At 59.0% G+C, this 26,642-nt stretch carries 26 protein-coding genes and 1 pseudogene; 15 read left to right on the top strand and 12 right to left on the bottom strand.

The window, feature by feature from the left end:
* Positions 1 to 81: 81 nt before the first annotated feature.
* Both ACPF7Z_RS06955 and ACPF7Z_RS06950 read right to left on the bottom strand, forming a co-directional pair.
* Entirely contained in the window at positions 82 to 1,440 is a 1,359-nt protein-coding gene (locus ACPF7Z_RS06955; protein ID WP_425192524.1) for a uracil-xanthine permease family protein, read from the bottom strand.
* A gap of 56 nt (positions 1,441 to 1,496) precedes the next feature.
* Positions 1,497 to 2,852, bottom strand: a complete 1,356-nt coding sequence (locus ACPF7Z_RS06950) for an 8-oxoguanine deaminase (protein ID WP_425192523.1) — start codon at positions 2,850 to 2,852, stop codon at positions 1,497 to 1,499.
* A 255-nt stretch (positions 2,853 to 3,107) separates the two neighbouring features.
* Between ACPF7Z_RS06950 and ACPF7Z_RS06945 the strand changes: the two genes are divergently transcribed.
* From ACPF7Z_RS06945 to ACPF7Z_RS06905, 9 genes are all read left to right on the top strand, one after another.
* Entirely contained in the window at positions 3,108 to 3,278 is a 171-nt protein-coding gene (locus ACPF7Z_RS06945; RefSeq protein WP_425192522.1) for a hypothetical protein, read from the top strand.
* 227 nt (positions 3,279 to 3,505) lie between these two features.
* A complete protein-coding gene (dctP, locus tag ACPF7Z_RS06940; RefSeq protein ID WP_425192521.1) occupies positions 3,506 to 4,585 on the top strand; it encodes a TRAP transporter substrate-binding protein DctP in 1,080 nt (359 codons plus the stop codon).
* Positions 4,586 to 4,592: 7 nt separating this feature from the next.
* The gene (locus tag ACPF7Z_RS06935) at positions 4,593 to 5,138 is read left to right on the top strand and encodes a TRAP transporter small permease (RefSeq protein ID WP_425192520.1); all 546 of its coding nucleotides are present in this window, start codon (positions 4,593 to 4,595) and stop codon (positions 5,136 to 5,138) included.
* On the top strand, positions 5,135 to 6,412 hold the full coding sequence (locus ACPF7Z_RS06930) for a TRAP transporter large permease (RefSeq protein ID WP_425192519.1): 1,278 nt from the start codon (positions 5,135 to 5,137) through the stop codon (positions 6,410 to 6,412). The genes ACPF7Z_RS06935 and ACPF7Z_RS06930 overlap by 4 nt, the downstream gene beginning before the upstream one ends.
* 35 nt (positions 6,413 to 6,447) lie before the next feature.
* On the top strand, positions 6,448 to 7,482 hold the full coding sequence (locus tag ACPF7Z_RS06925; protein WP_425192518.1) for a histone deacetylase family protein: 1,035 nt from the start codon (positions 6,448 to 6,450) through the stop codon (positions 7,480 to 7,482).
* 25 nt (positions 7,483 to 7,507) lie between these two features.
* Positions 7,508 to 7,717 carry a Rid family hydrolase gene (locus tag ACPF7Z_RS06920; protein ID WP_425192517.1) on the top strand — a complete coding sequence of 70 codons (210 nt, stop codon included), beginning with the start codon at positions 7,508 to 7,510 and terminating at the stop codon, positions 7,715 to 7,717.
* Positions 7,714 to 8,904 carry a class II histone deacetylase gene (locus tag ACPF7Z_RS06915; protein WP_425192516.1) on the top strand — a complete coding sequence of 397 codons (1,191 nt, stop codon included), beginning with the start codon at positions 7,714 to 7,716 and terminating at the stop codon, positions 8,902 to 8,904. The genes ACPF7Z_RS06920 and ACPF7Z_RS06915 overlap by 4 nt, the downstream gene beginning before the upstream one ends.
* Positions 8,905 to 9,173: 269 nt before the next feature.
* Entirely contained in the window at positions 9,174 to 10,112 is a 939-nt protein-coding gene (locus ACPF7Z_RS06910; protein WP_425192514.1) for a branched-chain amino acid transaminase, read from the top strand.
* Between the two features lie 335 nt (positions 10,113 to 10,447).
* Positions 10,448 to 11,794 (top strand): Na+/H+ antiporter family protein, encoded by a 1,347-nt coding sequence (locus tag ACPF7Z_RS06905; RefSeq protein ID WP_425192512.1) that lies wholly within the window; start codon positions 10,448 to 10,450, stop codon positions 11,792 to 11,794.
* A gap of 9 nt (positions 11,795 to 11,803) precedes the next feature.
* Here the strand turns inward: ACPF7Z_RS06905 and ACPF7Z_RS06900 are convergent, their stop codons facing one another.
* The 6 genes from ACPF7Z_RS06900 to ACPF7Z_RS06875 form a co-directional block, all read right to left on the bottom strand.
* Positions 11,804 to 12,733, bottom strand: a complete 930-nt coding sequence (locus tag ACPF7Z_RS06900; RefSeq protein ID WP_425192510.1) for a nucleotidyl transferase AbiEii/AbiGii toxin family protein — start codon at positions 12,731 to 12,733, stop codon at positions 11,804 to 11,806.
* Positions 12,723 to 13,259, bottom strand: a complete 537-nt coding sequence (gene abiEi, locus ACPF7Z_RS06895; RefSeq protein WP_425192508.1) for a type IV toxin-antitoxin system AbiEi family antitoxin — start codon at positions 13,257 to 13,259, stop codon at positions 12,723 to 12,725. Before abiEi ends, ACPF7Z_RS06900 begins: the two co-directional genes overlap by 11 nt.
* Before the next feature lie 96 nt (positions 13,260 to 13,355).
* The gene (locus ACPF7Z_RS06890) at positions 13,356 to 14,633 is read right to left on the bottom strand and encodes a TRAP transporter large permease (protein WP_425192506.1); all 1,278 of its coding nucleotides are present in this window, start codon (positions 14,631 to 14,633) and stop codon (positions 13,356 to 13,358) included.
* Entirely contained in the window at positions 14,630 to 15,190 is a 561-nt protein-coding gene (locus ACPF7Z_RS06885; protein ID WP_425192504.1) for a TRAP transporter small permease, read from the bottom strand. The genes ACPF7Z_RS06890 and ACPF7Z_RS06885 overlap by 4 nt, the downstream gene beginning before the upstream one ends.
* Complete coding sequence (gene dctP / locus ACPF7Z_RS06880) at positions 15,187 to 16,194, bottom strand: TRAP transporter substrate-binding protein DctP (protein ID WP_425192503.1); 1,008 nt, start codon at positions 16,192 to 16,194, stop codon at positions 15,187 to 15,189. Before dctP (ACPF7Z_RS06880) ends, ACPF7Z_RS06885 begins: the two co-directional genes overlap by 4 nt.
* A gap of 38 nt (positions 16,195 to 16,232) precedes the next feature.
* The gene (locus ACPF7Z_RS06875; RefSeq protein ID WP_425192501.1) at positions 16,233 to 17,186 is read right to left on the bottom strand and encodes a hydroxymethylglutaryl-CoA lyase; all 954 of its coding nucleotides are present in this window, start codon (positions 17,184 to 17,186) and stop codon (positions 16,233 to 16,235) included.
* 276 nt (positions 17,187 to 17,462) lie between these two features.
* On the opposite strand from ACPF7Z_RS06875, the gene ACPF7Z_RS06870 reads away from it, so the two are divergent.
* Positions 17,463 to 18,473 (top strand): Rpn family recombination-promoting nuclease/putative transposase, encoded by a 1,011-nt coding sequence (locus ACPF7Z_RS06870; RefSeq protein ID WP_425192499.1) that lies wholly within the window; start codon positions 17,463 to 17,465, stop codon positions 18,471 to 18,473.
* Positions 18,474 to 18,573: 100 nt separating this feature from the next.
* Here the strand turns inward: ACPF7Z_RS06870 and ACPF7Z_RS06865 are convergent, their stop codons facing one another.
* The 4 genes from ACPF7Z_RS06865 to ACPF7Z_RS06850 all read right to left on the bottom strand — a co-directional run bounded on the left by ACPF7Z_RS06865 (position 18,574) and on the right by ACPF7Z_RS06850 (position 22,934).
* Complete coding sequence (locus tag ACPF7Z_RS06865; protein ID WP_425192497.1) at positions 18,574 to 19,092, bottom strand: TRAP transporter small permease subunit; 519 nt, start codon at positions 19,090 to 19,092, stop codon at positions 18,574 to 18,576.
* Positions 19,089 to 20,138 carry a TRAP transporter substrate-binding protein gene (locus ACPF7Z_RS06860; RefSeq protein WP_425192495.1) on the bottom strand — a complete coding sequence of 350 codons (1,050 nt, stop codon included), beginning with the start codon at positions 20,136 to 20,138 and terminating at the stop codon, positions 19,089 to 19,091. The genes ACPF7Z_RS06865 and ACPF7Z_RS06860 overlap by 4 nt, the downstream gene beginning before the upstream one ends.
* 278 nt (positions 20,139 to 20,416) lie before the next feature.
* Positions 20,417 to 21,721, bottom strand: coding sequence for a TRAP transporter large permease (locus tag ACPF7Z_RS06855; RefSeq protein ID WP_425192493.1), 1,305 nt, complete (start codon positions 21,719 to 21,721; stop codon positions 20,417 to 20,419).
* A gap of 13 nt (positions 21,722 to 21,734) precedes the next feature.
* Positions 21,735 to 22,934, bottom strand: coding sequence for a CaiB/BaiF CoA transferase family protein (locus ACPF7Z_RS06850; RefSeq protein ID WP_425192492.1), 1,200 nt, complete (start codon positions 22,932 to 22,934; stop codon positions 21,735 to 21,737).
* A 445-nt stretch (positions 22,935 to 23,379) separates the two neighbouring features.
* On the opposite strand from ACPF7Z_RS06850, the gene ACPF7Z_RS06845 reads away from it, so the two are divergent.
* The 5 genes and pseudogenes from ACPF7Z_RS06845 (at position 23,380) to ACPF7Z_RS06825 (ending at position 26,502) form a co-directional block, all read left to right on the top strand.
* Complete coding sequence (locus ACPF7Z_RS06845; protein WP_425192491.1) at positions 23,380 to 23,757, top strand: histone-like nucleoid-structuring protein, MvaT/MvaU family; 378 nt, start codon at positions 23,380 to 23,382, stop codon at positions 23,755 to 23,757.
* A gap of 744 nt (positions 23,758 to 24,501) precedes the next feature.
* Positions 24,502 to 24,753, top strand: a complete 252-nt coding sequence (locus ACPF7Z_RS06840) for a hypothetical protein (RefSeq protein ID WP_425192490.1) — start codon at positions 24,502 to 24,504, stop codon at positions 24,751 to 24,753.
* 1,030 nt (positions 24,754 to 25,783) lie between these two features.
* Positions 25,784 to 26,047, top strand: coding sequence for a DUF2442 domain-containing protein (locus tag ACPF7Z_RS06835; RefSeq protein ID WP_425192489.1), 264 nt, complete (start codon positions 25,784 to 25,786; stop codon positions 26,045 to 26,047).
* Positions 26,048 to 26,164: 117 nt separating this feature from the next.
* A pseudogene (locus ACPF7Z_RS06830) lies at positions 26,165 to 26,341 on the top strand (ISAs1 family transposase); the annotation flags it as partial.
* Positions 26,329 to 26,502, top strand: coding sequence for a hypothetical protein (locus tag ACPF7Z_RS06825; protein ID WP_425192488.1), 174 nt, complete (start codon positions 26,329 to 26,331; stop codon positions 26,500 to 26,502). The pseudogene ACPF7Z_RS06830 and the gene ACPF7Z_RS06825, both read left to right, overlap by 13 nt.
* Positions 26,503 to 26,642 lie beyond the last annotated feature (140 nt).

Here is a 26,642-nt window from a genome sequence, read left to right as displayed (position 1 = left end):
AAACCCTCACTCAAGTAATGAGTGAGGGCATGGAAGGATAACAGCCAAGGCAAGCGTTCTAGAGAATGACGCTTGACAACTTCAAACGGTGTCGCGCATGGCGTGCTCATGCTTGGGCAGAATCAGGTTCAGCACGATGGCGGCGATAGCGCCGGGAATCAAGCCGGACTCGATGATGGCTTGCATATTCGTGGACAGGTTGGCGTAGAGGCCTTCCTGGGCTGGCAAGCCGATGGCCAGCGATAACGAGACGCCGATCACCACCATGTTGCGCTTGTTGAAGTCGACGTTACTGAGCATCTTGATACCGGCGCTGGCGATCATGCCGAACATGATCAAGACCGCGCCCCCCAGCACCGAGTTGGGAATGCTAGAGATGACAGCACCCAGTTTGGGCAGCAGGCCCGCCAGCACCAGGAAACCACCGCCGATGGCGACAACATAGCGGCTGACGACACCGGTCAAGGCGACCATGCCGACGTTCTGGCTGAAGCTGATCTGCGGGAAGGCGTTGAATATGGCAGCGAAAACGCTGGCGATACCATCCGCCATGACACCTCCGGAGAGCTCTTTCTTGGTCGGTTCGCGATTCAGACCTCCCGCGGTGGTGCCGACGATGTCACCGATGGACTCGGCACAGGTCACCAGGGCCAGCAGCACCACCGGCACGATCGCTGCCAGATGAAATTCCAGGCCAATGGCCATGGGAACGGGCAGGGAGACCCATTCGGCGCTGCCGATCTTGCCGAACTCCACATAGCCGAAGGCAACGGCAGCCGCATAACCTACCAATAGGCCCGCCAAGGGTGCGGCTTCCGACCAGATGCCGCGACCATATTGATGCAGTCCCAGGGTGACGGCGAATACCAGCGCAGCCAAGCCGAGATGGTGTGTAGCGCCAAAGTCCGGGGCGCCGAAGCCGCCACCGACATAGGCGAAGCCCACCGGCATCAGCAGCACACCCAGCATGATGACGAAGGTGCCCGTGACCACCGGTGGAAATAGAAAGCGAAACCAGGGCAAGAATAACCCCACTAATGCCATGGCAATGCCGCCACATAATGAGGCGCCCAGCACGGCGGGTAGCCCCATGTCACCGGCGATGGGAATCAGCACCGGCACGAAACCAAAGCTGGTGCCCATGACGATGGGCAAACGCGCACCGATCGGACCGATACCCAGAGATTGCAATAGGGTGGCGACCCCCGCGACGAACATGGCCGCCTGAATCATGAAGACGGTTTGAGCCTCGGGTAGGTTGGCCGCGCCGGCGATAATGATCGGTACGGTAACGTTGCCGACGAACATTGCCAGCACGTGCTGAATACCCAAAGGGATGGCGCGCCCCAGTGGCGGCATGGCATTGACGTCATGGGTGCTGCGCACGTGATGCGGGTTATCCTGGGGCTGTCCCGGCGTCGTGGTCGTAGACGTGGTCATTGTCGGTAGTGCTCCTGCTTGTTGTTGTCAGATAGCTAGGGGATCAGGGGTGTTCGTTATAGTGCATTGCGTAGTCGCCTGGCCGCTTCGTCGTGCCGGGCCATCAAGCTACCCAGGTCGATTTCACAGGGTAGGCCATCGATCAGCCGCCAGCACCCGGCGACCATGACGCGGTCGGCACGCTGGGCGCCACACAACAGCAGCGCAGCCAAAGGATTCTCCGCACCGGAAAAGCGCGGTTCGTCGAGTTTGAACAGCGCCAGATCGGCCTGCTGCCCGGGTTCCAGCCCACCGATATCAGCTCGTCCCAAACAGCGCGCCGATCCTTGTGTTGCCCAGCGGATGACGTCTTCATGGGTGACATCACTAGGCGAATAACGCAGCCGGCCCAGCAACAGGGCCTGGCGCATCTCATTGGCAAGATTGGAATGGTCGTTGGAGGCCGAGCCGTCCACCGCAAGTCCTACCGGAGCTCCGGCGGCTTCGAGCTCCAGAGTGCGGCACATGCCGGAGCCCAGCACCATGTTCGACGAGGGGCAGTGGGCGATGCCGGTACCGGCCTGTCCCAGGCGTCTGATTTCGTCGTCATTGAAATGAATGCCGTGGGCCAGCCAGGTTCTGTTCGTCAACCAGCCGCACTCTTCCAGATAATCCAGCGGACGCATGCCGAAAAGGCGCTGACAGTAGGCGGTCTCGTCCTCGGTCTCGGCGAGATGTGTATGCAGACGTACGTCGTGGGATTCGGCGAGTCGCGCGCTTTCGAGCATCAGTTCGCGACTGACCGAGAAAGGGGAGCAGGGCGCCAGGGCGATGGTCGTCATGGCGCCGTCACCGCGCTGGTGGTAACGCTCGATCAGGCGTTGACTGTCGTCGAGGATGGTCCGTTCATCCTGCACTACCGACTGGGGCGGCAATCCGCCATCTTCCTGGCCCACGCTCATCGAACCGCGAGTCAAGGCAGCGCGTACGCCAAGCCGCCGAGCACTTTCCACCTGGCAATCGATGGCACCGAGCAGAGCCCCGGAAAAGACATAGTGATGATCGGCCACGGTGGTGCAGCCCGACATCAGCAGCTCGACCATGGCCAGTTCGCTGGCCAGAATGAGCTGCTCCTCGTCGAGATTCGCCCAGACATCGTAGAGCGTTGTCAGCCAGGGGAAGAGCTCCTTGTTGAGCGCAGGGGAATAAGCACGCGTCAGGGTCTGATAGAAGTGATGATGGGTATTGACCAGCCCGGGCAATAGCACATGCCGAGACGCATCGAAGGTCTCATCCACTGGCTGGCGAGGCTGAGCGCCCGCGGCAATCTTCTCGAGAATGCGTCTGCCCTGAATGACGATGCCACCTGCTGCGTCGGGGTCGGCGCAGGCTAGCGGATTGCGAATCCAGAGCGTTCGTACTGTGTCGGTCATGGGGCTCTCCTCAGCGATAGCAACCGGCAACTGGACTAACCGAAGGGTTACCCACATCAGTGTGGTTCAGGTGCCTTGCTCTGGGAGCCGGTGATTGTTTTGTGTACCGTTGTTGTATACCAAAATCATCGATAGTGGTGTCACTGTCAAGCGTTTACTGTCTACATCCTATGAGACTTACGTCGAGGTAGTGTTTTCTTTAAGCTGGTAGTATTGATAATGGGCGGTCTTTTAATACTAGAAGAAGGAAATAATATGCGCGCTTTTGGATCATTGAGTCTGGTACTTTTGCTGTTGGCTGGCTGTAGCTATACGCCGGCACGCATCGATCCCGAGCCGGTAATCGAGATCGGCGACGGTCACCATGATCATCGGAATGGCGGAGACTTCTGTCCCCCTGGGCAGGCAAAGAAAGGGCGTTGCTGAGACTCACCACAGGTCATGGGTACCGTCGGTGTTCGTGGCTCTGTCCGCCTTTCCATCGCACCGTTAGTTTTCCGATAAGCAAGTTCCGAGAAGTCTGACTAGACTTCAATACGCAAACAGGTTGTTCTACTTAGGAGGGTACTGTGCGAGACGGCTACCTTGAGGGCCTCTCGTTTCGGGTCGATACAACAACGACAACACGAAGACATAACAACAAGGAAGACAGTATGCGTTTCAATAAACTCGCGACCGTCACGGCGATCGCTGCGGCTTTGCCATTGGCGTTTTCCACGCCTGGCGCCGAGGCTCAGGAATACGAGATGGCCATCGCCACGCTGATTCCCGAGAACCTCTCCAACAACAGCATCTATCCCGCCCTGGTGCACTTCAAGAATCTAGTAGAATTGCGCACCGACGGCGAGGTGGTGGTCTCCATCTTCGGGGGTGGGCAACTCGGTTCCGAGGTCGAGACCGGTTCCCAGGTCCAGGCCGGTGGCAGGGCGCTGCAATCGACCATTCTCACCTCCGGGGCCATGTCCTCGTTCTATCAGGACTACCAGGCCGTTACCGCGCCCTTCCTGTTCGATGACTGGCGTCAGGCATGGGCCTTCTTCGACAGTGAATGGTTTGCCGACTTCATGCACGGCACCATCGAGGCCGCCGATATGCGCTATCTGGGCACCTTCGATGATGGCGGTGGTTTCGTGGCATTCACCAACAACGAGCGACTGATCAAGACCGTCGAGGATCTCGAGGGGCTCAACATCCGCACCGAGGAGAATCCGGCCCACGTCGCGGTCATGCGGGCCCTGGGTGCCTCGGCCACTCCGCTACCCTGGGGTGAGCTGATCACGGCGCTGGAAACCGGCCTGGCCGACGGTCAGTTCAATGCCCCGGTGATCAACACCACGTTCGGGCTCGACGAGGTCACGGATTACACCACCCTGACTGGCCATGTCTACAACAGCGCTCCCTGGATGGTGAGTGAAGCCTGGTACCAATCGCTACCCGAAGAGTACCGGCGGGTGATCACCGAAGCCGCTCGCGAGGCGATCACTCTCAGCCACGGCGCCTCGGGTGCGCTGGCCACGGCCAGTTGGCAGAAGTCCTGCGAATTATTCGAGGAGTGCTATCTGATGCCCGCCGAGGAGCGCGCCCGAATGGCCGAGATCGCGCGTCCTGCCTGGAAGGAGTGGATCGTCAACGATTATGGCTTGGATGCCCAATTGATTGACGATTTGCTGGCCGAAGTGGCGTCGTTGGGTGAGTCGCTGCCGGAAGAGGCCTATCAGCGTTACGGTCAATAGGTTTCTCATGTCGATACTCGATAATGCCCGGCGGGTGAGCGATGCCGTCAACCAGGCGGCCATCGTGCTCTGTGTGGCCTGCGTGCTGGCCATGCTGGCGATCTCCTTCACCGGCTTCCTCTATACCCTGTTCACCGGCGATGCCCTGAGCTGGACCTATTCCCTGGCGCGGCTGTTCCTGCCCTGGATCGGTCTGGTATCCATCACCATCGCCCTGCATTCCGGGGAGCATGTGGCCATGACGCTGCTGGTGCGCCTGCTGCCCATGCCCCTGGTAAAGGCCGCCGCCGTGGCCACGCTTGCCGTGATGGCGTTCTTCGCGCTGCTGATGATCTGGTATGGCTGGGGCTATTTCACCAACGCCACTCAGGTCTACATGGTGTCGGACAACATCCAGATCTCCTATCGCTGGACCGCCATCACCGTGCCATTGACCGGGACGATCTTCCTGCTGCATCTGGTGCAGGGCTTCAGCCTGCTGGAGCACTTCGCCGACGAGAATGCGTTGATCGACGAAGTGCTCTCCAGTAACGACCAGGAGACGCGCTCATGAGTGCCGCCATCATCGCCTTTATCATCGTATTGCTGATCGGCGCCCCGGTGGCCGTGGTCATGGCGATCTCCGGCGTAGCCGGCGTCTATTCCCTGGGCGGCGAACGCATGGTCGGCATCATCGCCGATCGCATGTTCTCCGGCGTATCGGGCTACATGCTGATCGCCGTGCCGTATTTCATCTTCACCGCCGAACTGATGAACCAGGGCGGCCTGACCCAGAAGCTGATCACCTTCAACAATGCCCTGCTGGGCAAGGTGCGTGGGGCTCTGAGTCACGTCAATGTGACCGTCTCGCTGTTCTTCGCCGGGCTCACAGGCGCGGCGATCACCGATACCGTGGCCATCGGCAAGATCATGATTCCCGAGATGAAGAAGCAGGGGTATGACGCCGAATACGCCGCGGCGATCACCGCCTGCTCGTCGATCATTGGGCCGATCATTCCGCCCAGCGTAGTGATGGTGGTCTACGCCACCTTGCTGCGCGACATCTCGGTGATCGATCTGTTCGCCGGCGGGATCCTGCCCGGTATCCTGATGGCGCTGACACTGCTCGTTACCAGCTTCGTGCTGTCCTGGAAGCGCAACTATCCCAAGCAGGGCGCCACGCCGATCAAGGTGGCGGTGCTGGCGTTTCTGTCGGCGATGCCGGCGATGCTGGTGCCCTTGATCATCCTCGGCGGCATTCTCTCAGGCATGACCACCATCACCGAAGCCTCCGGCTTCGCCGCGGTCTACGCCATCGTCATCGGCTTCGTGTTCTATCGTAACCTGACCCTGCGCAAGGTCTGGCATGCCCTGGTCACCACGGCGCGCTTCTCCGGGGTGGTGTTCTTTCTGCTCGCCACCTCGGCGGTGCTCGGCTGGTTCGTGACCCGCTCGGGGATTGCCCGGGACGCCGCGGAACTGATCACCACCCTGAGCGACATCCCCTTCGTGCAGATCATGCTGGTCTGCCTGCTGCTGATCGTGATCGGCACGGTCATGGACGTGCTGCCGGCGCTGGTGGTCATCGGGCCGGTGATCGTGCCGGCCATGGTCAGCCTGGGCTTCGATCCGCTGCATTTCGCCATCGTCATGATCGTCACCCTGAACATCGCCAATGTCACACCGCCAGTGGGCATGACCCTGATGACCGCGGCACGCATCGCCGAGGTGCCCTATGAGCGGGCGATCATTGCCTCCTTGCCATTCTATTTCGCCTTCCTGGCGGTCATCGTTCTATTGGCACTGTTCCCGGCGTTGTCGACCTGGATACCCGGCCTGCTGGATTGAGAGGAGTCATTGTCAGAAGTCATATCGAGGAGTTTATGAAGTTTTTCTATTCCACCGAGCAGGATCGTCATGCGCCTTCGACCTTCCTGCTGCGCGGCGCCCCGGCGCCGTCACCGGAGCGCACCGAGCGCGCCGAACGCCTGGCCGATGCCCTGGCCAGTCTCGGGCTCTCGCTCGAGGCGCCTGCGGACATCGATTCGCCCCGGCTGCGCGAGCGGTTGACGACGATCCATTCGCCACGCTATCTGCATTTCCTCGAGACCATTCATGCGCGTTGGCAGGCCATGCCTGGTGCCTCCGAGCTGGTGGCGCCCAACGTGCATCCCACCGGGGGCGGGCATCATTACCCGAACCATCCGGTAGGGCAGGCGGGTTGGCATCTGCACGACATGGCCTGTCCGATCGGCGCGGACAGCTTCGCCGGCATCCTGGCCAGTGCGGCAAGCGCCGAGGCCGCCGCCGAGGCGGTGCTCGACGGTGAGCCGTCGGCCTATGCCCTGTGCCGGCCGCCGGGCCACCATGCCGGCCCCGAACGGGCCGGGGGATTTTGTTTTCTCAATAACTCGGCACTGGCGGCCAGTATCCTGCGCGAGCGTTTCGAGCGGGTCGCCATCGTCGATGTCGATCTGCATCACGGCAACGGCACCCAGGACATCTTCTATGCTCGCAACGATGTGTGGACCGGCTCGCTGCACGCCGACCCCAGCGAGTTCTACCCGTTCTTCTGGGGCGGCGAGGACGAGCGTGGCGAGGAAGAGGGAGAGGGATACAATGTAAATATACCGTTATCTTTGGGCAGCGATGGCGTTCTCTTCATGAACAACCTCGAGCGTCTATTGGCCAGGATGGAGGAGTTCGCGCCCCAGGCGGTGGTCATCGCCCTGGGGCTCGATGCCCACAAGGACGATCCTCTGGCAGGCCTGGCGCTGGAGACCGAGGATTTCACGCGTATCGGCGCGCGGCTGGCGGCGCTGAAATTGCCCAGCGTCGTGGTGCAGGAGGGCGGTTACCCTACCGAGAGCCTGGGCGCCAACCTTGCCGCCTTCCTGCGTGGCTTTCTCCGTCGATAATCCATGATCAAGCAAAGGAAACACCATGAGCATCAACTACCTCGGCGCCAGCCAGCGCATGAGCCAGGTCGTCATGCACAACGACCTTGTTTACCTTTCCAGCCAGGTACCGAGTGATCCCGGTGCCGACATGCAGGGGCAGACCCAGCAGGTGCTCGAGGCCATCGACGAGCGTCTGGCCAATCCGGCATGGAAGATCGAGATCATGGTCGTGGCGGCGCTCAAAGGCGCATGACGGAAGCGTTCGAGATGCTCGGTGAAGCGACGACAAAGGCCACGGCCTTCTATTGGCACGAGCGCTGCTTCTGGCACGATCCCGGGGCGATCGGCGTATTCTCGGCCCCGGGGGAATTCCTCCAGCCGCAGCCAGCCTCGGAGAGTCCTGAGAGCAAGCGGCGCCTGAAGAACCTGCTGGAAGTCTCGGGGTTGATCGACGAACTCACCGTCGTCAAGCCGCCCGCGGCAACGCAAGAAGATCTAGCGCGGTTCCATACCCAACGCTATCTGGCGGAACTAAAAGCCGGCAGCCGGCGGGGCGGCGGTGATGCGGGCGACTGCGCGCCCTATACGGCGGGCAGCCTGGCCGCGGCGAAGCAGTCCGCGGGGCTCGCCGTCGCCGCCGTCGAGGATGTCGCCAGCGGTCGCCATCGCAACGCCTATGCCCTGTGTCGCCCGCCCGGCCACCATGCCGAGGCGGATCGTGGGCGCGGATTCTGTCTGCTGGGCAACATTCCCGTTGCGGTGATGCGTGCCCGCGCGCTGGGCCAGGTGCGCCGTGTCGCCGTCCTCGATTGGGATGTTCACCACGGCAACGGCACCCAGGACGCCTTCTACGACGACCCCGAGGTGTTCAGCGTCTCGCTTCACCAGGCCGGCAACTTTCCGCTGGAAACCGGCGGCTTCGACGAGCAGGGCGAGGGCGCCGGGCAGGGCGCCACGCTCAACCTGCCCCTGCCGCCGGGATGCGGCATCGGGGCCTATCGGCATGCATTCACGCGACTGGTGCTGCCGGCCCTGGCCGCCTTTCGCCCGGAGCTGATCGTTGTCGCCTGCGGCTACGATGCCTGCGCCAAGGACCCATTGGGCAAGATGCTGCTCAACAGCGCCATGTTCGCCGAGATGACCGCTCGGCTAAGGGCATTGGCTGAACATCTGTGCGGCGGTCGGCTGGTGATGATCCACGAAGGCGGCTACTCCGAGGGCTACGTTCCCCTGTGCGGCCATGCGGCGATCGCCACCCTGGCGAGCAGCGGCACCCGGGTTCACGACCCGCAGAACGACGAGATCGCCGCCTGGGGCTATCAGTCGCTGCAGCCTCATCAACACGAGCTGATCGAGCAGTGGCGGCAGGGCTGGATGCAGCATGGTGCGCTGGATGAGGCCGATGAACAGGTCGCGGCGTTGCCGTTGGCGACATTCTGATCATTTCGAAGGGTACCGGAGGAGGGCATTCATGCAGATCGCGATCATCAGGGCTGGCGAGACGCGACAATCTCTATCTCAGCACGGGGCACGGCACCTGCGGCTGGACGTTGTCCGCCGCCAGTGCCGAACTGATCGGCCAGCTAGTGGACAACGACGAGCCCGCGGTGAACCTCGAGGCGTTTCGCCCCGGGCGTTTCGCACGTTGAAGCGCGCCGCTAGTCATCGACAGTCGGCATGCAATGGATGATCAAGAGAAGAGAAAGCATATGCAATCGATCAGTGACCGCGATGGCTGGTTCTGGCTCAATGGCGAGTTCATACCCTGGCGTGAGGCCAGGGGGCACCTGCTGACCCATACATTGCACTACGGCATGGGCTGCTTCGAGGGTGTGCGTGCCTATGACGGCCCGCAAGGCGCCCATCTGTTTCGGGCCGAGGCGCACACCCGGCGCCTGCTCGACAGCGCCCATTCCCTGGACATGCCATTGGACTACACCGCCGATGCGCTGATCGAGGCCCAGCGCGAGGCCCTGCGGCGCAACGACCTGGGAGATGCCTACATCAAGCCCACGGTGTTCTTCGGTGCCGAGGGCATGGGGCTGCGCGCCCAGGGGTTGAGCGTCAACGTGATGATCCCCGCCTGGCACCTGGCTCACTACATCTCTGCGGAGGCCGCCGAGGAGGGGCTGCGCGTGCTGACCTCTTCCTGGAGTCGTCATCACGTCAACATCAGCCTGTGCCGGGCCAAGACCAACGGCCACTACGTCAACTCGATGCTGGCGCTGAACACGGCGGTCAAGGCCGGATTCGACGAGACGCTGATGCTCGACCCGGAGGGCTATGTCGCCGAGGGCTCGGCGGAGAACGTCTTTCTGGTGCGCGATGGCGTGCTGCACACCCCCGAGGTGACGTCCTGCCTGCAGGGCATCACCCGGGATACCATCATCGTGCTGGCTCGCGAACGACTGGGCATGACCGTTCACGAGCGGCGTATCACCCGGGACGAGCTCTATACCGCCGACGAGGCCTTCTTCACCGGTACCGCGGCGGAGATATTGCCGATTCGCGAGCTGGACGGGCGCCGGGTAGGGCGGGGCGAGCGCCCGATCACCCGAGAGCTGCAACGGCTCTATCATCGCTTGGTGCGAGCCGAACTCGGGGATGACTTGAAGGCCTATCGGGAGTGGCTGCTGCCCGTTGTCTGAGATCGTCTGAAAAAAAACGCCACGGGAAGTCCCCGCGACGTAAATTTTCCAGTTCATCCTTGAGCAGCACTCAAGCTGCTGCAGTTCTCCATAGGGCGCATCCTGCGCCAGCGCTTGCCCTCTTTCTTGCCTTCTTGGTGGCTTCTCCTTATACGCTGAACGACATTGTCCCTTGTCTGAGAGGGCTGAGGCCGTCGGCAATGCCCATATTGGCGATGGCTTATGACAACGACATGGCAATTCGTTTAAGCAAGCGAGACCCCATGAAATAAACGGCTCTGTTAGAATCTCCCGCTTTCACGCATGTCCCTCTACGCTGGAACAGGAAATAAAGCATGAATGCGGTAATTCTGGCCGTTCTGGTCATGGTCGGGCTGTCCCTGGCTCGGGTATCGGTGGTCTTCGCCCTGGTGGTCGGGGCCCTCGTCGGCGGTCTGGTCGGCGGCCTCTCGCTTGGCGATACCCTGGCGGCCTTCAATGACGGCGTGGGCGGCGGCGCCAAGGTCGCCCTGGCCTACGCCACGCTCGGCGCCTTCGCCGTCGCCATCTCCCGGGCCGGATTGCCGGATTTGCTGGCGCAGCGCTTGATCGGTTTGCTGAACCAGGAAGCCTCGGCGCGACGCCAGGCCGCGGTCAAGTACACGCTCATCGGTTCAGTGCTGCTGGTGGCCGTGTCGTCCCAGAACCTGATCCCGGTCCATATCGCCTTCATTCCCATCCTGATTCCACCTTTACTCAAGGTGATGAACCAGTTGCGCCTGGACCGTCGAGCGGTGGCCTGCGCCCTGACCTTCGGGCTTACCGCGACCTATATGCTGTTGCCGGTGGGCTTCGGGGCGATCTTTCTCAATGACATCCTGTTGACCAACATCAACGAGGCGGGGCAGCCTCTGGGCCTAGAGATCAGTCGAGGAATGGTACCGCTGGCCATGAGCGTGCCGGTCGGGGGCATGGCGCTGGGCCTGTTGGTGGCGCTGTTCCTGAGTTATCGCAAGCCACGCGACTATGAAGCGCTGGATGTGAGCACCAGCAACCTGCCCCATCACCAGGAGCGCGTGGAGATTCACACCCTCGGGCTTGCGATGTCGGTAGTGGCCATCGTTGCGGCCTTGGGTATTCAGCTCTACAGCGGCTCGATGATCCTGGGCGGCCTGGTGGGCTTCGCCTTGCTATCGGTGGGCGGCGTGTTCAGATGGCGCGAGGCCGATGATCTCTTCACCAGCGGCATGCGCATGATGGCGCTGATCGGCTTCATCATGATTTCCGCCTCCGGGTTTGCGGCGGTGATGAACGCCACCGGCGAAATCGAGCTGCTGGTCGACAACGCCTTCGATATCATCGGTGACAACCGCGGCCTGGCGGCGCTGATCATGCTGCTGGTGGGGTTGTTCATCACGCTGGGGATCGGCTCGTCGTTCTCGACCATCCCCATCATTGCCGCCATCTACGTGCCGCTGGCGGTGCAGTTCGGCTTCTCGCCATTGGCGACGGTCGCCCTGGTGGGCACCGCCGCCGCGCTGGGCGATGCCGGCTCGCCGGCCTCGGACTCGACCCTGGGGCCAACCTCCGGCCTCAACGTCGACCGCCAGCATGACCACATCTGGGACTCGGTGGTGCCGACCTTCATCCACTACAACATCCCGCTGATCGCATTTGGATGGCTGGCGGCCATGTGGTTGTAATACAGGGTCCTAAAGAGTGAAGTCATGTTCCGGTCCAGTCGATGCTTGGCCATCGAGGGTGTCGACGACCTGACCGAGCAAAGCGTGCGTTTCTCGTATGAGGAAGTGCGTAAACTTCGGCTGGTCCAGGGTTCGCTCTAGCACCGATGCAGGAAGAAAGCGCCGCATTTCGTTCCGAAATGGTTGCCCTGCGATGATGTCGGGTAGCCTTTCCTGTAGTCGGCGGGCCTTACTGGTATAGCCCTCCACGCTGTAATCGATGAGCTTCTTTTTTACTAATTCAATATTCGGACTTGCGCCTTGCTGGGACAGCCACTGCAAATCCCAGATGTCACGATGGCGCACGTATTTTTCATTGTTGACCAAGGCAATCAATTTATCGGCCATCACTTCATCCAGAGACTCGGTGATTATCAGCAAGTCGCGGTAGCCATCGGGTAGAAACGGATAGTTTGCGTTGAGGGTGTGAGGCTCGCGAGTATAGGCCGGCACGTTGGCGATCTCGAGTTTGACCCGCTGTTTAGGAAGATCGCGGCGCTCAGGCGCCGTCACCACAGAGATCTGCCATTTGTCGACCCTGATTCCGGCATAGTAGGGATCGGCGCGCAATTCGCTGGGTTGTTTGACGCTGACCGCCAATTGGTATCGGCGCGCCACGTAATGCTCGATGCAAGTCTTGATATCCGAAACACTATGACTGCTGAAATCCGGTCCACCCACAAAATCCAGATACTCACTGAAGCGTGAAGAACCGTGGCATAGGCGCAACGAGGTACCACCTTGGAAGACCAGTTCATCGAGAAGTCTTTCTCGTTCTAGTGCGAACAAGATGTCGAAATGCAACAGTTCCTTTTCGATGACGGGGCGCATACTTTGGTGACCAGGCATTTGCATCGCCTGGTTGACGAGATCATCGAAATCGGCACGCTCAATCATCATCAATATTCCCAAGGTTGACCAGGTGGGTATTACGCCCAACGCGCTTCAGGTCTGCCCAAGCGGCCTCCAGGGTGGCAAGACGCAGAGGCCGTCCAACATCTTTCATGCGCTTTAAAAGCTCCTTCACCGGACGCTTGGTATGCGTGAATTCTAAAGTCCCATAGGGAGTACGATAGGTGCCTTTGCGGCCTGTCGTCATGATGGTGAGCCGGTCGACCGGAATCTGCGAGATGACGCCATATTCCGAGAGAGCGGACTCGAGGCTGACGTAGCTATACTCGCCCCGGCGCATGGCCTTGGCGATCTGTTCGAGTAGGTTGGGGTCGCGCTGGTATGCACGCTTGTAGACATAGACCGAGCGCGCCGCGCGCTCTAGCACGCCTTGGCGTACCAGTCGGTTGATACCTTCCTTCAGCGTTTTGGGGCTATCGTCAAGGAACAGTTTGGCGAGATCGTTCAGCGTGAATACGGAGCGACCTTGCTGGTTCCAATGGGTGAAGATCGCTTGTGCATCTTGTGATTTCATGTGTAAGTAGACATAAAGGCTATAAAAAAATAGTCTATGCGTCCACTTATGGTCTGGCAAGAGTATTTTTAGGCTATCGGTAAAGTTGAGGCGCCCCTAATTCAACTCGAAGGGCACATACAATACGATGCTCGGCACCAGCCACAGCACGATCACCGCCAGCAGCATCAATATGATGAACGGACTCACCCCGCGAATCACGGTGCCCAGGTTGGTACCTGCCACGGCCTGAATCACGAACAGGTTCAGGCCGACCGGTGGGGTGATCAGTGCCACCTCGATCAGCACCACGAAGAAGATGCCGAACCAGATCGGGTCGATGCCCAGCGCCAGCACCGACGGAATGAGCATCGGCACCATGATCAGCAGCATCGACAGGCTCTCCAGGAAGAGCCCGATGAACAGCAATATCAGGGCCACGACCAGCAGGAACATCGCCACGGATTCCAGGTGGGTATCGACCAGTTGGGAGATCATCATTGGCACCTGATACAGCGTGACCGCCTTGCCGAATATCTTGGCGCCGATGATCACCAGAAACAGCACGATGGTGGTCGAGAGGGTCTGGCGCACCGCCGCGACAAAGGTCTCCCGGGTCAGGGTGCGCAGCAAGAATGCCGTCAAGACAAACGCCAGCACCGCCCCCACCGCCGAGGCCTCCGTGGGCGTGAATACGCCGGTGTAGATGCCGCCGATCATGATGATCGCCAGGACCGTGGGCGGCAGCGCCCGCCAGGTGGCACGTCGGCGTTCTTCGCGGGTGGCCTTGGGCGTGGGCTGATGGGCGGAGGTGAATTTGGCATATAGCGCGGCATAGACGCAGAACAGCGCCAGCAGTAGCAAGCCTGGTCCAATGCCCGCGAGGAACAGCTTGCCGATGCTCTCCTCGGTGATCACGCCGTAAATAATCAGAGGGATAGAGGGCGGAATCAGAATGCCCAGGGTGCCGCCGGCAGCAAGCAAGCCCAAGGTGAAGGACTTGGCATAGCCACGCTGGGTCATCTCGGGAATGGCCACCGTACCCACGGTGGCCGCCGTGGCCACGGAGCTGCCCGAGATCGCCGAGAACAGCCCGCAGGAGAGCAGCGCCGCGATGCCCAGCCCGCCTGGCCAGTGGCCGACCCAGCTCTGCACGGCGGCGAACAGGTCACGCCCCACGCCGCCCTTGAGTAGAATGTTCGACATCAGTAGAAATAGCGGCACCGACAGCAGCACGAAGTTATCCAGGGCGCCGTGTAGATTCTGCGCCACCATCACCAGCGGCAATCCCTCCACCAGCAGCATTAGCGTACCCAGCGCCGCCAGGGCGAAGGCCACCGGCAAGCCGCTGAACAGCAGTAACAGCAGCGCGCCGAATATCATCACCAGGGTCATGACTCGTTGTCCTTCGCGGCGTGTTCACCGCCCGGATTAAAGGTCGGGGCAGGACGAAAGGGCAGACGAACCACTTCCGCCAGACTTTGCAGAGCAAGAAGCGCAAAGCCGACTACCACCGGCAGCTCGGCGATCCAGTTAGGCAGTTCCAGAACGGTCGGCTGGCGCCGCCCGGAGCGAATCGACTCGCTGACAACATCAAAGCCATAGACCGTCGCCATCAGGCTGAAAAGCAGGATCACCACCAGCGCAAACCCTTCCGCCAGTTGGCGCGATCGTGGCCCCAATAGCGCCACGATCGCGGTGATGCGGATCAATTGACGTTCGCGCAGCACATAAGCCATGCCCAGGTAGGTGAACCAGACCTGTAGCGTAACGGCAATATCCTGGGTCCAGATGGTAGGGGCGTGAAACACGTAGCGCGCCACCACCTCGCCGAACAACAGCAGGGCGATGGTCACCACCAATAGATCGCCGAGCCGCGCCAGCAGCTCGGCCAGGCGATCCACCCAGGTCAATAGAGTCGGCCTTGAGGCCGGATGCGTGGAACCGCTCATTGCATCTGGCGGACTTGATCGACCAGTTCCTGCCCCGTCTCACCGGCGGCCTTGATGTAGGCCTGCACCGCGGGTTCCGAGGCCTTCTGCCAGGCGTTCAGCTGTTCTTCGCTGAGTTCCTGCACCTGCATATCGGTTTCTTCGGCGAGGTACTGCTGGGCCTCGAGATTCTTGGCCTTGGTCTCTTCACGCATCTTCTTCTCGGCAGCCAGTGCCGCTTCGCTCATCCAGGCCTTCTCCTGCTCGGAGAGCTCGTTCCACAACTCGTCGTTGATGACGATCAGGAACTCCACCTGGGCATGGTTGGTAATGGTGATGTAATCCATTACCTCATACAGCTTGCGCGACTTTGTGGCGGTAGTGCCAGTCATGCCCACGTCCACGGTGCCGCGCTGATAGGCCATGAACTGCTCCGACCCGCTGATCTTCACCGGATTACCCCCGAGCGCCTCGATGAAATCACCGGAGGGCTTGCCCAGCACCCGCACCTTCTTGTCCTGCATGTCCGCGGGATCGACCAGCGGTTTATCGTTGGCAAGCAGTTGTACCGGGCCGTAATCCTGCCACCACAGCACCTTGGTGCCCGTCTTGCGAATCATCTCATCGAGCTGCTGGCGCACCGGGCTGTCCGGCCCCGCTGCCTTGGCCAGCACGTCGTAATCCGGAAACAGGAAGGCCACGCTGAACAGGCCGGTGGCGGGCAGGGTGCCGCTGTATTCATCGATCAGCACCAAACCCATGTCAATCGCGCCCGAGCTCACCGCCTGAGGGATCTCGCTGCCCTTGTAGAGCTGGGCGGAGGGATAGATCTGCACCTGGATCTCGCCGTCGGAGATTTTCTCGACCCGCTCCTTGAAGAAGCTGAGGTTTTCACCGATGGGGTGGTTCTCGGGGATCTGGGATGACAGGCGCAGAGTGCGCTCCGCCAGGGCTGGGGACGCGGTCATGCCCAGGGCGACGGTCAGGGCGGTAGCCGTAGTGAGAGATGTCAGCAGTTTGTTCATATTGTTCTCCGTGGTTTTTATTGCGTGGACATTGCTGGTTATTGGCGTTCCGATTTCACTTTCTCACGGGGTACATTGCGCAAATGACTGGCGGTTTGTCCACCGGGCAGGGCAGCGATCCTGTCGGCAGCCTCGAGCAAACGCGGCAGATCGATGCCGGTATCTATCCCTCCTCCCTGCAGCGCGTAGATCAGGTCCTCGGTGGCAGTATTGCCGGTCGCACCCGGCGCGAAGGGGCAGCCGCCCAGCCCGGCACATGAAGCGTCCAGGGCTGTAGCGCCGTGGTGCAAAGCGAACAACGCATTGGCCACCCCCATGCCATAGGTATCGTGGCCGTGAAAGGCCCAGCTCAAACGATCATTCAGGCAGCGCTCACCCAGTCGGCTGAAGTGCTCGGCGACCTGGTAGGGCGTGGCACGCCCGGTGGTATCGCAGAGGGCGACTTCCAGCTCGATGCCCCGGGCCATTTCCAGTGCCGGAGCGAGTACCGCCTCGACCTGCTGCCAATCGATGCGCCCCGCATAGGGGCAATCGAAACTCGTGCCCAGGTCCAGCCGCAAACGAAGGCTGTCCTGGTCACCCAAAGCACGTAGCCGTTCGATGATGGTTTCAAAGCCTGCCAGCGAATCGGCGACGCTCTGACGTACGTTGCTCTGGTTATGGGATTCGGAGACCGAGACCACGAACACCAGCTCGCGAATACCGCTGGCCAGTGCCATCTCCGCCCCCTTGAGATTGGGCACCAGCGCTGCCAGGCGCAGATCCGGACGATTGACGAAGGCCGCAACGATCTCGCCAATATCCGCCATCTGTGGCACCGCCTTGGGACTGACGAAGGAGCCGATCTCCAACCGCGTGATGCCGGCATCGAGCAGCGCCTGGATGCAGCGAATCTTGTCCGCTGTGGGCAGCGGATCATTGATCGACTGGAAGCCGTCTCGGGGCGCGACCTCTACGATATCGACCTGCTCAAGGGGAGTGAACGAACTCATGCGAAAGCCTCCTGAGATGACATGTTCCGCCAGTTGATGACGCCGCCCACATCGAGAATAGCTTACTGATGCGCGCTGAGTTCATGATGTTTCTTCGGGTCTTGTTGTTGATGTTGTCAAGCAATAGCGTCTTGAGCTCCGCTTTGCAATCCTTCACTTGTGAGGCTCCAATATCAGCCGCTCGATAAGTCGGGCTCCCTCACCCCGGAGGCACTGCGCATAAATGCTTGACAGTCGCTAAAATGGTACGCTTCAAGCGTCGAGATAGGAGCGCGCATGGCAACGAACCACCACGACACTGGGTACAAGGAGCTATTCAGCCATCCCGAGTTTGTCGAGCAGCTGATCGACGGCTTTGCTCCGGATGACATCGCTGCACTGATGGACTTCTCGACGCTTAAGAATCACAGTGGCAACTACATCACGCCGTTGTTCGAGGAAAAGTTCGAGGATGTGGTGTGGTCGGTAGAGGCTACCTGGCAGGGCACCACTCAGCGAGTGTATCTGTACATCTTGCTAGAGTTTCAGTCCAGGGTAGATCAGCGCATGCCGCTACGGATGATGCACTATGTCGCCTGTTTCTATGACCACCTGCTCAAAACACGTGCAACAACGCCGCAGAAAGGCCTGCCGCCCGTTTTCCCTATCGTGCTCTACAACGGGACGAATCGCTGGTCGGCGAAGCAGGACATCTACGCCATGGTGCAGCCGGAACCACCGCAATTCCTGTGGCCTTATCAGCCCCACCTGCGCTATTGCCTAATCGACGAAGGGCGTTACAGTGACGAAGACCTGGCAAGGCGGCATACCCCGCTGAGCGGCGTGTTCAGTATTGAAAACGCCACCGAGGGCTATGAAGCCCTGCAGCAAGCGGTGGATCGGGTTGTGGCGATTATTCAGGCCGATCCCGACAAGGCGCGCATTGACGCCATCATTACCCGATGGCTCAAACGGCACTTGCAGCGGCTTGGCGCTGGGGTCAATCTGGACCGTCTTGATAGTTTGGTGGAGGATAAAGACATGTTGGCCGATACTCTGGAAAACTGGGCGAAAAAGGAGCGGCAGGAGGGCCGTGCCGAAGGCCGTACCGAAGGTCGTACGGAAGGCCGCACGGAAGGCCGCACGGAAGGTCTTTCCGGCCTTTTAAGGACGCAGCTTGCATTCAAGTTCGGTGAATTGCCGTCTTGGGTAGACGAAAAACTTGACACTGCAACGGATGCACAACTGAGCTCCTGGGGCACTCGGTTGCTGACGGCAGAAACCCTGGACGAGCTTTTTTCAGAGTAAATGGGGGAAGCGGGGGTACACCTGTCGGCTCAGCGGCACAGCCCGAACGCCGCTAGCAATCGCCCGATAAATCGGGCTCTTTCCACCCCGATGGCCATGATCACCCATGAGATGATTCCTCCGCAGCGGGATGAATCAAGCGCTGGCCCGCGTTCAGCGCATCGATCAAAAACTGCAAGCCCAGGGCGGTGAAGCCCACCGGTATCAATGCATAGGGCAGCACCATCGGTGTGCCGAAGGCGCTCGACACCCGCTCGCCGTACTCGAAGGCCTGCAAAGCCAACAACCCCCCTCGCCACACCAGAATCGCGCAGAACAGCGCACCCAGCAAGCCGGTGGCGATGGCGATCAGCGCCTGTAGTCGTTGCGGCAGTTTGTTCTGGAAGAAGGTGATGCGAATATGCGCGTCGTGACGCTGAGCCTCCGCTGCCGCGATCACCGCCAGATAGACGATCAGAAAGGAGTTGATCTCCAGGCTCCAACTGGTCGGCGCGGTGAACACATAGCGCATGGTGGCGTCGTAGCAGATGGTCAGCATCATGAAGGCCAACACCGCCATGGAGGTCCAGCGCAGGACGGCCAAGAGACCGTCCCAACCGCGCAGGGCAAACGAGATCATTGCGATTCGCCCATCGCCAGGGCAATGGCCCGTTCACCGACCTCCTGGCCGACCTCACCCTTCCAGTGCTCCCATACAGACTGGGTGGCCTCGTTGAAGGTGGCGATGTCCTCCTCGGAAGGTTGGATAACCTCGATACCGGCGGATTCGACCTTGGGCCAGTACTGTTCAGGATAGATGGTGTCATTGCAGTAACTGGCGAAGTTGTCGTCATACCAGTCGGCGGCTCCTTGCAGTGCTTTTTTGATGTCATCCTCCAGGGCCTCCCAGCGATCCCGCAGCATGAAGGGCGCAACGGTAAAGCCGGTGGTCGGCAGCTTGTAGCAATAAGCGAGCTGTTCCTGCAGGCTGCGCCCGATGATCGTGGAGATATTGAAGACACCGGCGTCCACGGTGCCGCGCTGCAATGCCATATAGGTCTCCGAGGAAGGAATGCGCACCGCCGCGATGCCGTAAGGCTCGAGGGCCTTGGTCGCCTCGAAGCTGACCACTCGCACTTTTTCACCGCGAAGATCCTCGAGGGAGCGCACCGGCTTGGCATCGCCGCTCCAGATATACTCCGGCTCGAGAATGCCGCCGCCGGCGGTGAGCATGTACAGGTTGTCCTTGGCCAACTCCTCGTTGATCAACGCCAGTAACGGGCTGCCCTGATCGAGGCGTTCGGGGTTTCGATACAACTCGCCGACGACACCCGGCAGACCGGTGATGCCCAGAATCGGCAGCGAGCGGGTGATGTAAGAGGTGGTGTGGAACATGAAGTCGATGTTGCCGGCTCGCAACGCCGGTAACTGCTCATCCGCCTTGAGCAACTGACCGGAGTGGTAGTAGTCGACGTTGACCGCATCGCCGCCATGCTGCTTGAGATAGTCGATGAAGCCGTTGGAGCCATAGCTCAGCGCCTCGTAGGAGGGCGTGATGTAGTTCACCCCGGTCAGGGTGGTCGCGGCCTGGGCGCGGCGCGCAAACAGACTCTGCCCACCGAGCAGGGCGGCGCTAGCGCTGGCGAAGGTGCCGTATTTGAGTAGTTCTCGACGGGTCATGGACATGTCGCTTCTCCTTGCTTGTTCTTGTTTCAGTTAAAACTGTCTGCGCTTCGGTCATGCGGCGTTAAAAATCGACTCGTGCGCGAGTCCGATCAAAGTACTCATTTACAACATGTAAACTCCGTCTTGGACTCGCGACATCCATGTCGCTTGCTCTTCGAGCAGCCGAGCTGCCCAAATCGGCTATCCTGCCGATTTGTCGTCAATTTTTGCCTTGCCTGACCATCGCTCGACGAGTTTTTCAGCATGTTCCTACTCACATATATTGCTTTTCTGCTTTTTTACATCTGGTTTGGCAACCACAGGCTGATACTGGGAAACAGCACGAACAGCATCAGCACCAGAAACTGCACGCCCACGAAGGGCAGGGCGCTACGAATGATCTCCTCGATCGAGAGTTCGGGACAGACCCCACGCAGGGCATATAGATTGAGGCCCACCGGCGGTGTGACCACGGCGATTTCCAGATTCAGCACCAGCACGATACCGAACCACAGCGGGTCGTAACCCAGCGCCTCGATCAGCGGCAGCAGCACCGGGGTGGTCACCACGATCAACGACACCGCATCAACGATCATGCCGAGCAGGATCAACAGCAGCATGATCGCCAGCAGGATGGCCCAGGCCGGCAAGCTGCTGGCGGTCAGCAACTCGGTCAGGGTCTGGGGCACGCGCACCATGTTGAGATAATCGCCGAAGATCTTGGCACAGCCGATGATCAGCAGGATGGCACCGCTGATGCGTGCAGTAGTCCCGAAGATCTCGCAGCATTTACGCAAGCTCAGCGCACGAAAGACTACCGTCGCGATAAGAAAGGCCCCAAACGCGCCTATTCCCGCCGCCTCGCTGGGCGTGGCCAATCCCGAATAGATTGAGCCCAGCACCGCCACCACCAACAGGGCCGCATGCCAGATATTGGCCAGGCTGACAAAGCGCTGCCGCCAGGTGAATCGCTCCGGCGCGGCTGGTGCTTCCTCTGGATGCAGGCGCACGCGGATATAGATGTATAGCGACAGAGCCAACGCCAGAACGATGCCGGGCACGATTCCGCCGATGAATAGATCCGCTACCGAAACGCTGGAGACCGCCCCATAGATGATGAACGGCACGCTAGGCGGAATCAGCATCGCCAAGGCCCCGGCACACACCACCGAGCCTGCGGCCAGGGAGCGGCTATAGCCGCGTTCCAGCATCTGCGGCACGGCAATCGAGCCCACCGCGGCAACGCCGGCCAGACTCACCCCGGATACCGCGCCGAACATCGCCGAGGCGCCCACCGACGATATGGCTAGGCTGCCGCGCAACCAGTTGAGCCAGCGCACCGCCGCCTGAAAAAGGCTCGCCCCCACCGGCGTAGCGCCGAGCAGATTACCCATCAGAATGAACAGCGGCAGAGCGATTAATTCGAAGCTGTTGAGTTGACCGAACAGCGATGAAGGCGCAAAGAAGAACGCCATCGAGCCCCGTGCCATGTAAAGACCCAACAAACCCGAAAGCCCCAGCGCCAGGAAGATCGGCAAACCAACGCCGATCAACGCGAGCAGGGCGATCACTACGAGAATCGGATCGAGCATGGGCGATAACATGAGGCTACTCCGCTCAGATCACGCCAACATCGCGCAATTCGGCTAGAGTAGCCTCGTCCATCCCCAGCCAGTCGCTGAGAATCGCCTCGGTATGTTCGCCCAGTTCAGGCCCCACATGACGTACCCGGCCGGGGGTTTTCGAAAGCCGTGGAAAGACGTTCTGCATGGGAAGGGGTTGGCCGCGACGATCGGGAACCTCGACGATCGCCTCCCGGGCCTTGAAGTGCGGATCGTCGAGCATCTCCGGGGCACGATAGACCAGCCCCGCGGGCACGCCGGCTTCCGCCAGCCAATCGACGATATCCTGGGCATCGTGCTGGGCGGTCCAGGCAGCGACCAGATCATCGATGGCCTCTTGATTGTCACCCCGGGCGCGATGGGTGGCGTAATCCGGATGATCGGCCAGGGTGGGTTGGCCCATCACTGCACATAGGCGCCGAAAGACCGTGTCCTGATTGCCACCGATGATCACATCGCGACCGTCGCGGCTCGGGTAGGCATTGGACGGGGCGATGCGGGGCAGAAAACTCCCGCTGCGTTCACGCACCTTGCCGGTACGCGCGTACTCGGGAATCAGACACTCCATCATGCCCAGCACCGATTCGAAGATCGCACTGTCCACCACCTGGCCGTAGCCGGTTCGCTCGCGTTGATGCAAGGCCACCAATGCGCCCAGGGCGCCATGCAGGCCGGCCAGTGTATCGCCCAGCGAAATGCCCACGCGTACCGGCGCACGATCCGGATAACCGCTCAGATAGCGCAGCCCGCCCATCGCCTCGCACACCGAGGCAAACCCGGCCCGCGAGGCATAGGGGCCATCCTGGCCAAAGCCGGTCACCCGCACCATAATCAGCCCGGGATTGACCGCCGCCAGCGCCTCATAGCCCAGGCCCCATTTCTCCATGGTGCCGGGGCGAAAGTTCTCGATCAGGATATCCGCTTGAGATGCCAGGTCACGCAGGATTTCCTGGCCCTTGGGCTGGCGCAGGTCCAGCGTCACAGATTGCTTGTTTCGCCCGATGACGTTCCACCACAGCGGTTCGCCATTCGCATCGACCTCGCCCCACTGGCGCATGGCATCCCCCTTGCCGGGGGGTTCGATCTTGATGACGCTGGCACCGAAATCCGCCAATACCTGCCCACAATAAGGGCCGGCAATCAGCTGACCGAGTTCGAGCACCTTCAAATCGTCAAGTGGTATGTCGGGAAGCATTGTTATTGTGTTCCTCGAGGCAGGTGATATGAAGCGACGGATCAGTCACTATCCGACACTTTGACCTGAAAGTGGAGGTCAGCTCAACTCCTCATGATCTTTTGTCGTCGCGAATTTGTTTCAAGTGAACGCACTCTGGACGTGATGGAGTCGAGATCACCGATTCTCGCTAGGAGGTGCCGCATAGTACCTATCCCTACGCAAAGAGAACCCGCTCATCTTGGCATAATGCTAACTGCAACTTCGATGGGGTCTCTACAAAACGCAAAGAGCAAAGTAGGCTGAAATAGATAGCATTAACGATTACACCTATCGAAAGCATAGGGTGTGACGCGCTAAATACTCTAGATTGCAAGAAAAAAATACCACAACTCTTGGCACAAGGCTTAAAAACGTTAATAATTGCACCGTAAACGCTAACTTTTAATATAAGGGTCAAAAACGTATGTCACTGCTTAGTGAATATATGATGAAAGAGCAAATGCTCAAGCAGATTCAGCAAGAGCTCGAACAGATGGAAGGTGACCAACGTTTAAAGTCCGAACTCGAGTTCAAGGAGCGCCTGGAAGCGCTGATGCAGGAGTTTGGTAAGAGCGCTGGCGATGTCATCGACCTTCTTCAACCCAAGGATCAGTCTTCTAGTGCCGCTAAAAGCGTTGCTACCGGAAGTAATCGGCGTAAGCGCAAGCTGAAGATCTACAAGAACCCCAATACCGGTGAAGTAGTCGAAACCCGGGGCGGTAACCAGAAAACGCTCAAGGCCTGGAAAGATCAGTACGGTACCGATACCGTCGAATCCTGGTTGGTACGCACTGAAGGTTGAGGCTCGCGGCCAAGGTTAGGCTTTCAGGCTTTGATGGAAGCCTAACCCGGCATCGTCAGCGTGCTTGGGCGATCATATATGTACTAAATAAAAATTATCATGCCTCCAGCAAGGCTTTTTTATGACTACCAAGCGTTATTGGTATTAATGTGATAATAAAATAGAATGAGAGTATCTGTTTTATATATTTTAGTAACTAAATGTAATGTATGCTGATCGTCAATATCCTGTCCATTGGGGGCGAGATATTCCCTGTGTTTCTTGATGCCCGCTAAAATAGACTGCGTTAAATTTAATGCCGTCTGCTTTATCGGGCTTTTTTTGTTGCGTGAACGTACATAACTTTGTCATCATGGCTGCCTAGGTCCAGGCCCGGACGGCTAGCGGGCAAGGTGTCTGATCGATATATACATATGCGCTTTTTCTAAACGCTAAATAGTCATCGACACCATCATTAGAAAACGAATCATTTGTAACGCTAGGCTCTTCGTGGCTACGTTGTAGGCTACTGATCCGGGAGGCAGTCAAAATTGCCAGATGCACCGGTATGTCCAAATGTGGTCGCTAAAGGGTGTGCCAAAATGCCGCGCAGTGCGACACAAAACGTAATTCAGTCACGCCGGCTACTATGTTCATGCTGAAGTACTCAGATATCTGATGTCTTTGTACATTTACTTGTCGGCGTTTTAATAAGGTCTTATCTAGCATTTTTCTAACTTCGTTTATGGTATTGATACTAACCTCATGAAATCCAATAAACCCCGTCAAATGGATGAAAGAGAGAAGCTGCGCAAGTTCCGCGAACTTGATGATGCGTTTGCCCAAGCCTTGAAAGACATGGATGGCTCCAGCAAGCGCCAGCAGCTCGAGCGTGATCAGGATGCCCAGCGCGAGTTCGAGCAGCGCCTGCGCTCGCTGATGAGCGATTTCCGCCAAAGCGATACCAGCGTCGATACGCTGCTGCGTACCTTGGTGGAGCTGGGCAAGATTGCCTAAGCGTACCGACATATTGATGAACCTCAGGGCTCGATGATAGTTCTCGAGGAGGTGACTTGGATCTGCTGGTTCAGTGCCTCGTCCTATCGATCATCCGGCGCTACAGTTGGCCAGGCTTGCTGCGGTCAGGTGGTTATCGCTTTCCGGAAGATACCGCTTAAGATGAATATTATTTACAGGTGGATTCTTAACCTGAAACGATTTCCCTTTCAGCCTCGAGGATATATCCCGTTATCCAAGTTACATTGAGTGCTGGAATATGAAAATCGCTGTAACCGATCGAGCCTCTGCTACCACCCGGGGCTCAAAGGCGCTGATAGAGGGATGCGCTGCGAGACGGCTATAGCCAACGCGGGTCATGAAAGACCTCTTATCGTGCTTGTTTCCCCAAATTATCAAGTTTTTTACGCGTAACAAATTTTTTTTGCGCAAAACAGATAGGTACGCAGTTTTTTTATGCACTTTGCAAGATACCAGGCAATCGCTCTTGACCCTCTTCAGGATTTGACGATCTGTCGGTCATCAGCGACACATCCAACACAAATTCATACGACTGACATCTAGAGGCCACGGAACCGGTCCACTAGAATACCCACCTCAGAAAATAACAAGCGTGCAACAAAAACGGCATTGCTCATACCCCTCCCATCGGTGCGGTGAGCCTGCTGTGGAAGCAATGGTAGTAGGTAAATGCTACCATTTCGTCATTTGCTTACATCTTGCTTTACATGGTCTTGTGAAGCGATAGAGATCGAGCGCAGGGACAGGGAAGGCGCCCGGAACAATCCTCGGGCGGTAGCGTGCCTGCACCACACTGAACATTAAGCCTTTGCAATGGATATTCAATGAATCAGCAAGATACCTCGGCGCCGCGATACCAGAATAATGAAACTGGCGCTTCAAGCCGTACACCAATTTAGAGGTCGAAGTGCTTGCCTGAGACGCTAGCCGGCTTCCTCTCCATTGATCATTCAATGAATTAGGCGCTCCGGACGACCGAACACTCAGCAATCGCTAGAGGAGACGTGGAATGCATTCTTTGGTACCTGAAACCGACCTCCGAGTCATGAGCGTCAGCATCGGCGATGACCGCCTAGCGGTTGAACTGATGGACGGACGGGTGGTTGTTGTGCCGCTGGCATGGTACCCCCGCCTTGCCAACGCTACTCAGGCGCAGCGTGAACATTGGGAGATTGCCGGGGCTGGGTACGGCATCTATTGGCCTGATATTGACGAAGACCTAAGCACTGAGGGGCTGCTCCAAGGTGCCCGCTCCCCGCGGCAGTCGACTTAGAATCACGGCGAGAAAGGCACGAATGCTCACTGAGAACGAATCGCCGGCGATCTCGCTGATAATGGGCCAGGGTAAACGCATGAAAAACCGCCCTACGACGGGGTTCGTAGTAAGTTTTTACTCATAGATAGCAAGACGCTGCGCGGTTCCTACTGCCGCGCGAATGGCGTGGTGCTGGGGCAGGTCAAGACGGCGGAGAAGTCGAACGAAATCACGGCGATTCCCGAACTGCTCAAGCTTCTCAATCTCCAAGGCTGTCTGGTGATGATCGATGCGATGGGTTGCCAGGAGAAGACCACCATCACCGCGGACAGGTGGCGGAAAACCTCGCCAGGGTCCGTTATATCGCCTTGAATTATCTGAAAAGGGAGAAGCGTTTCAAAGGAGGAATCCTGCGCAAGCAGAAGAAAGCCGCGCTGGATGAGACCTATTTGGCAGACATTCTCGCGATGTGAAACTTTTCATGCGTTTTCCCAGCGGTAGCGTGCCAGAAGCACACTGAGCCTCAATTCTTTGCAATGGATATTCAATGAACCAGCAAAATACGCCGACGACTCGGTACCAGGATGACGAAATTTCACTGGTCGACTTAGCC

It is taken from the genome of Halomonas sp. GXIMD04776 (genome assembly GCF_049808615.1).
GTDB lineage: Bacteria > Pseudomonadota > Gammaproteobacteria > Pseudomonadales > Halomonadaceae > Modicisalibacter.
This window is presented reverse-complemented; position numbering and strand designations above follow the sequence as displayed.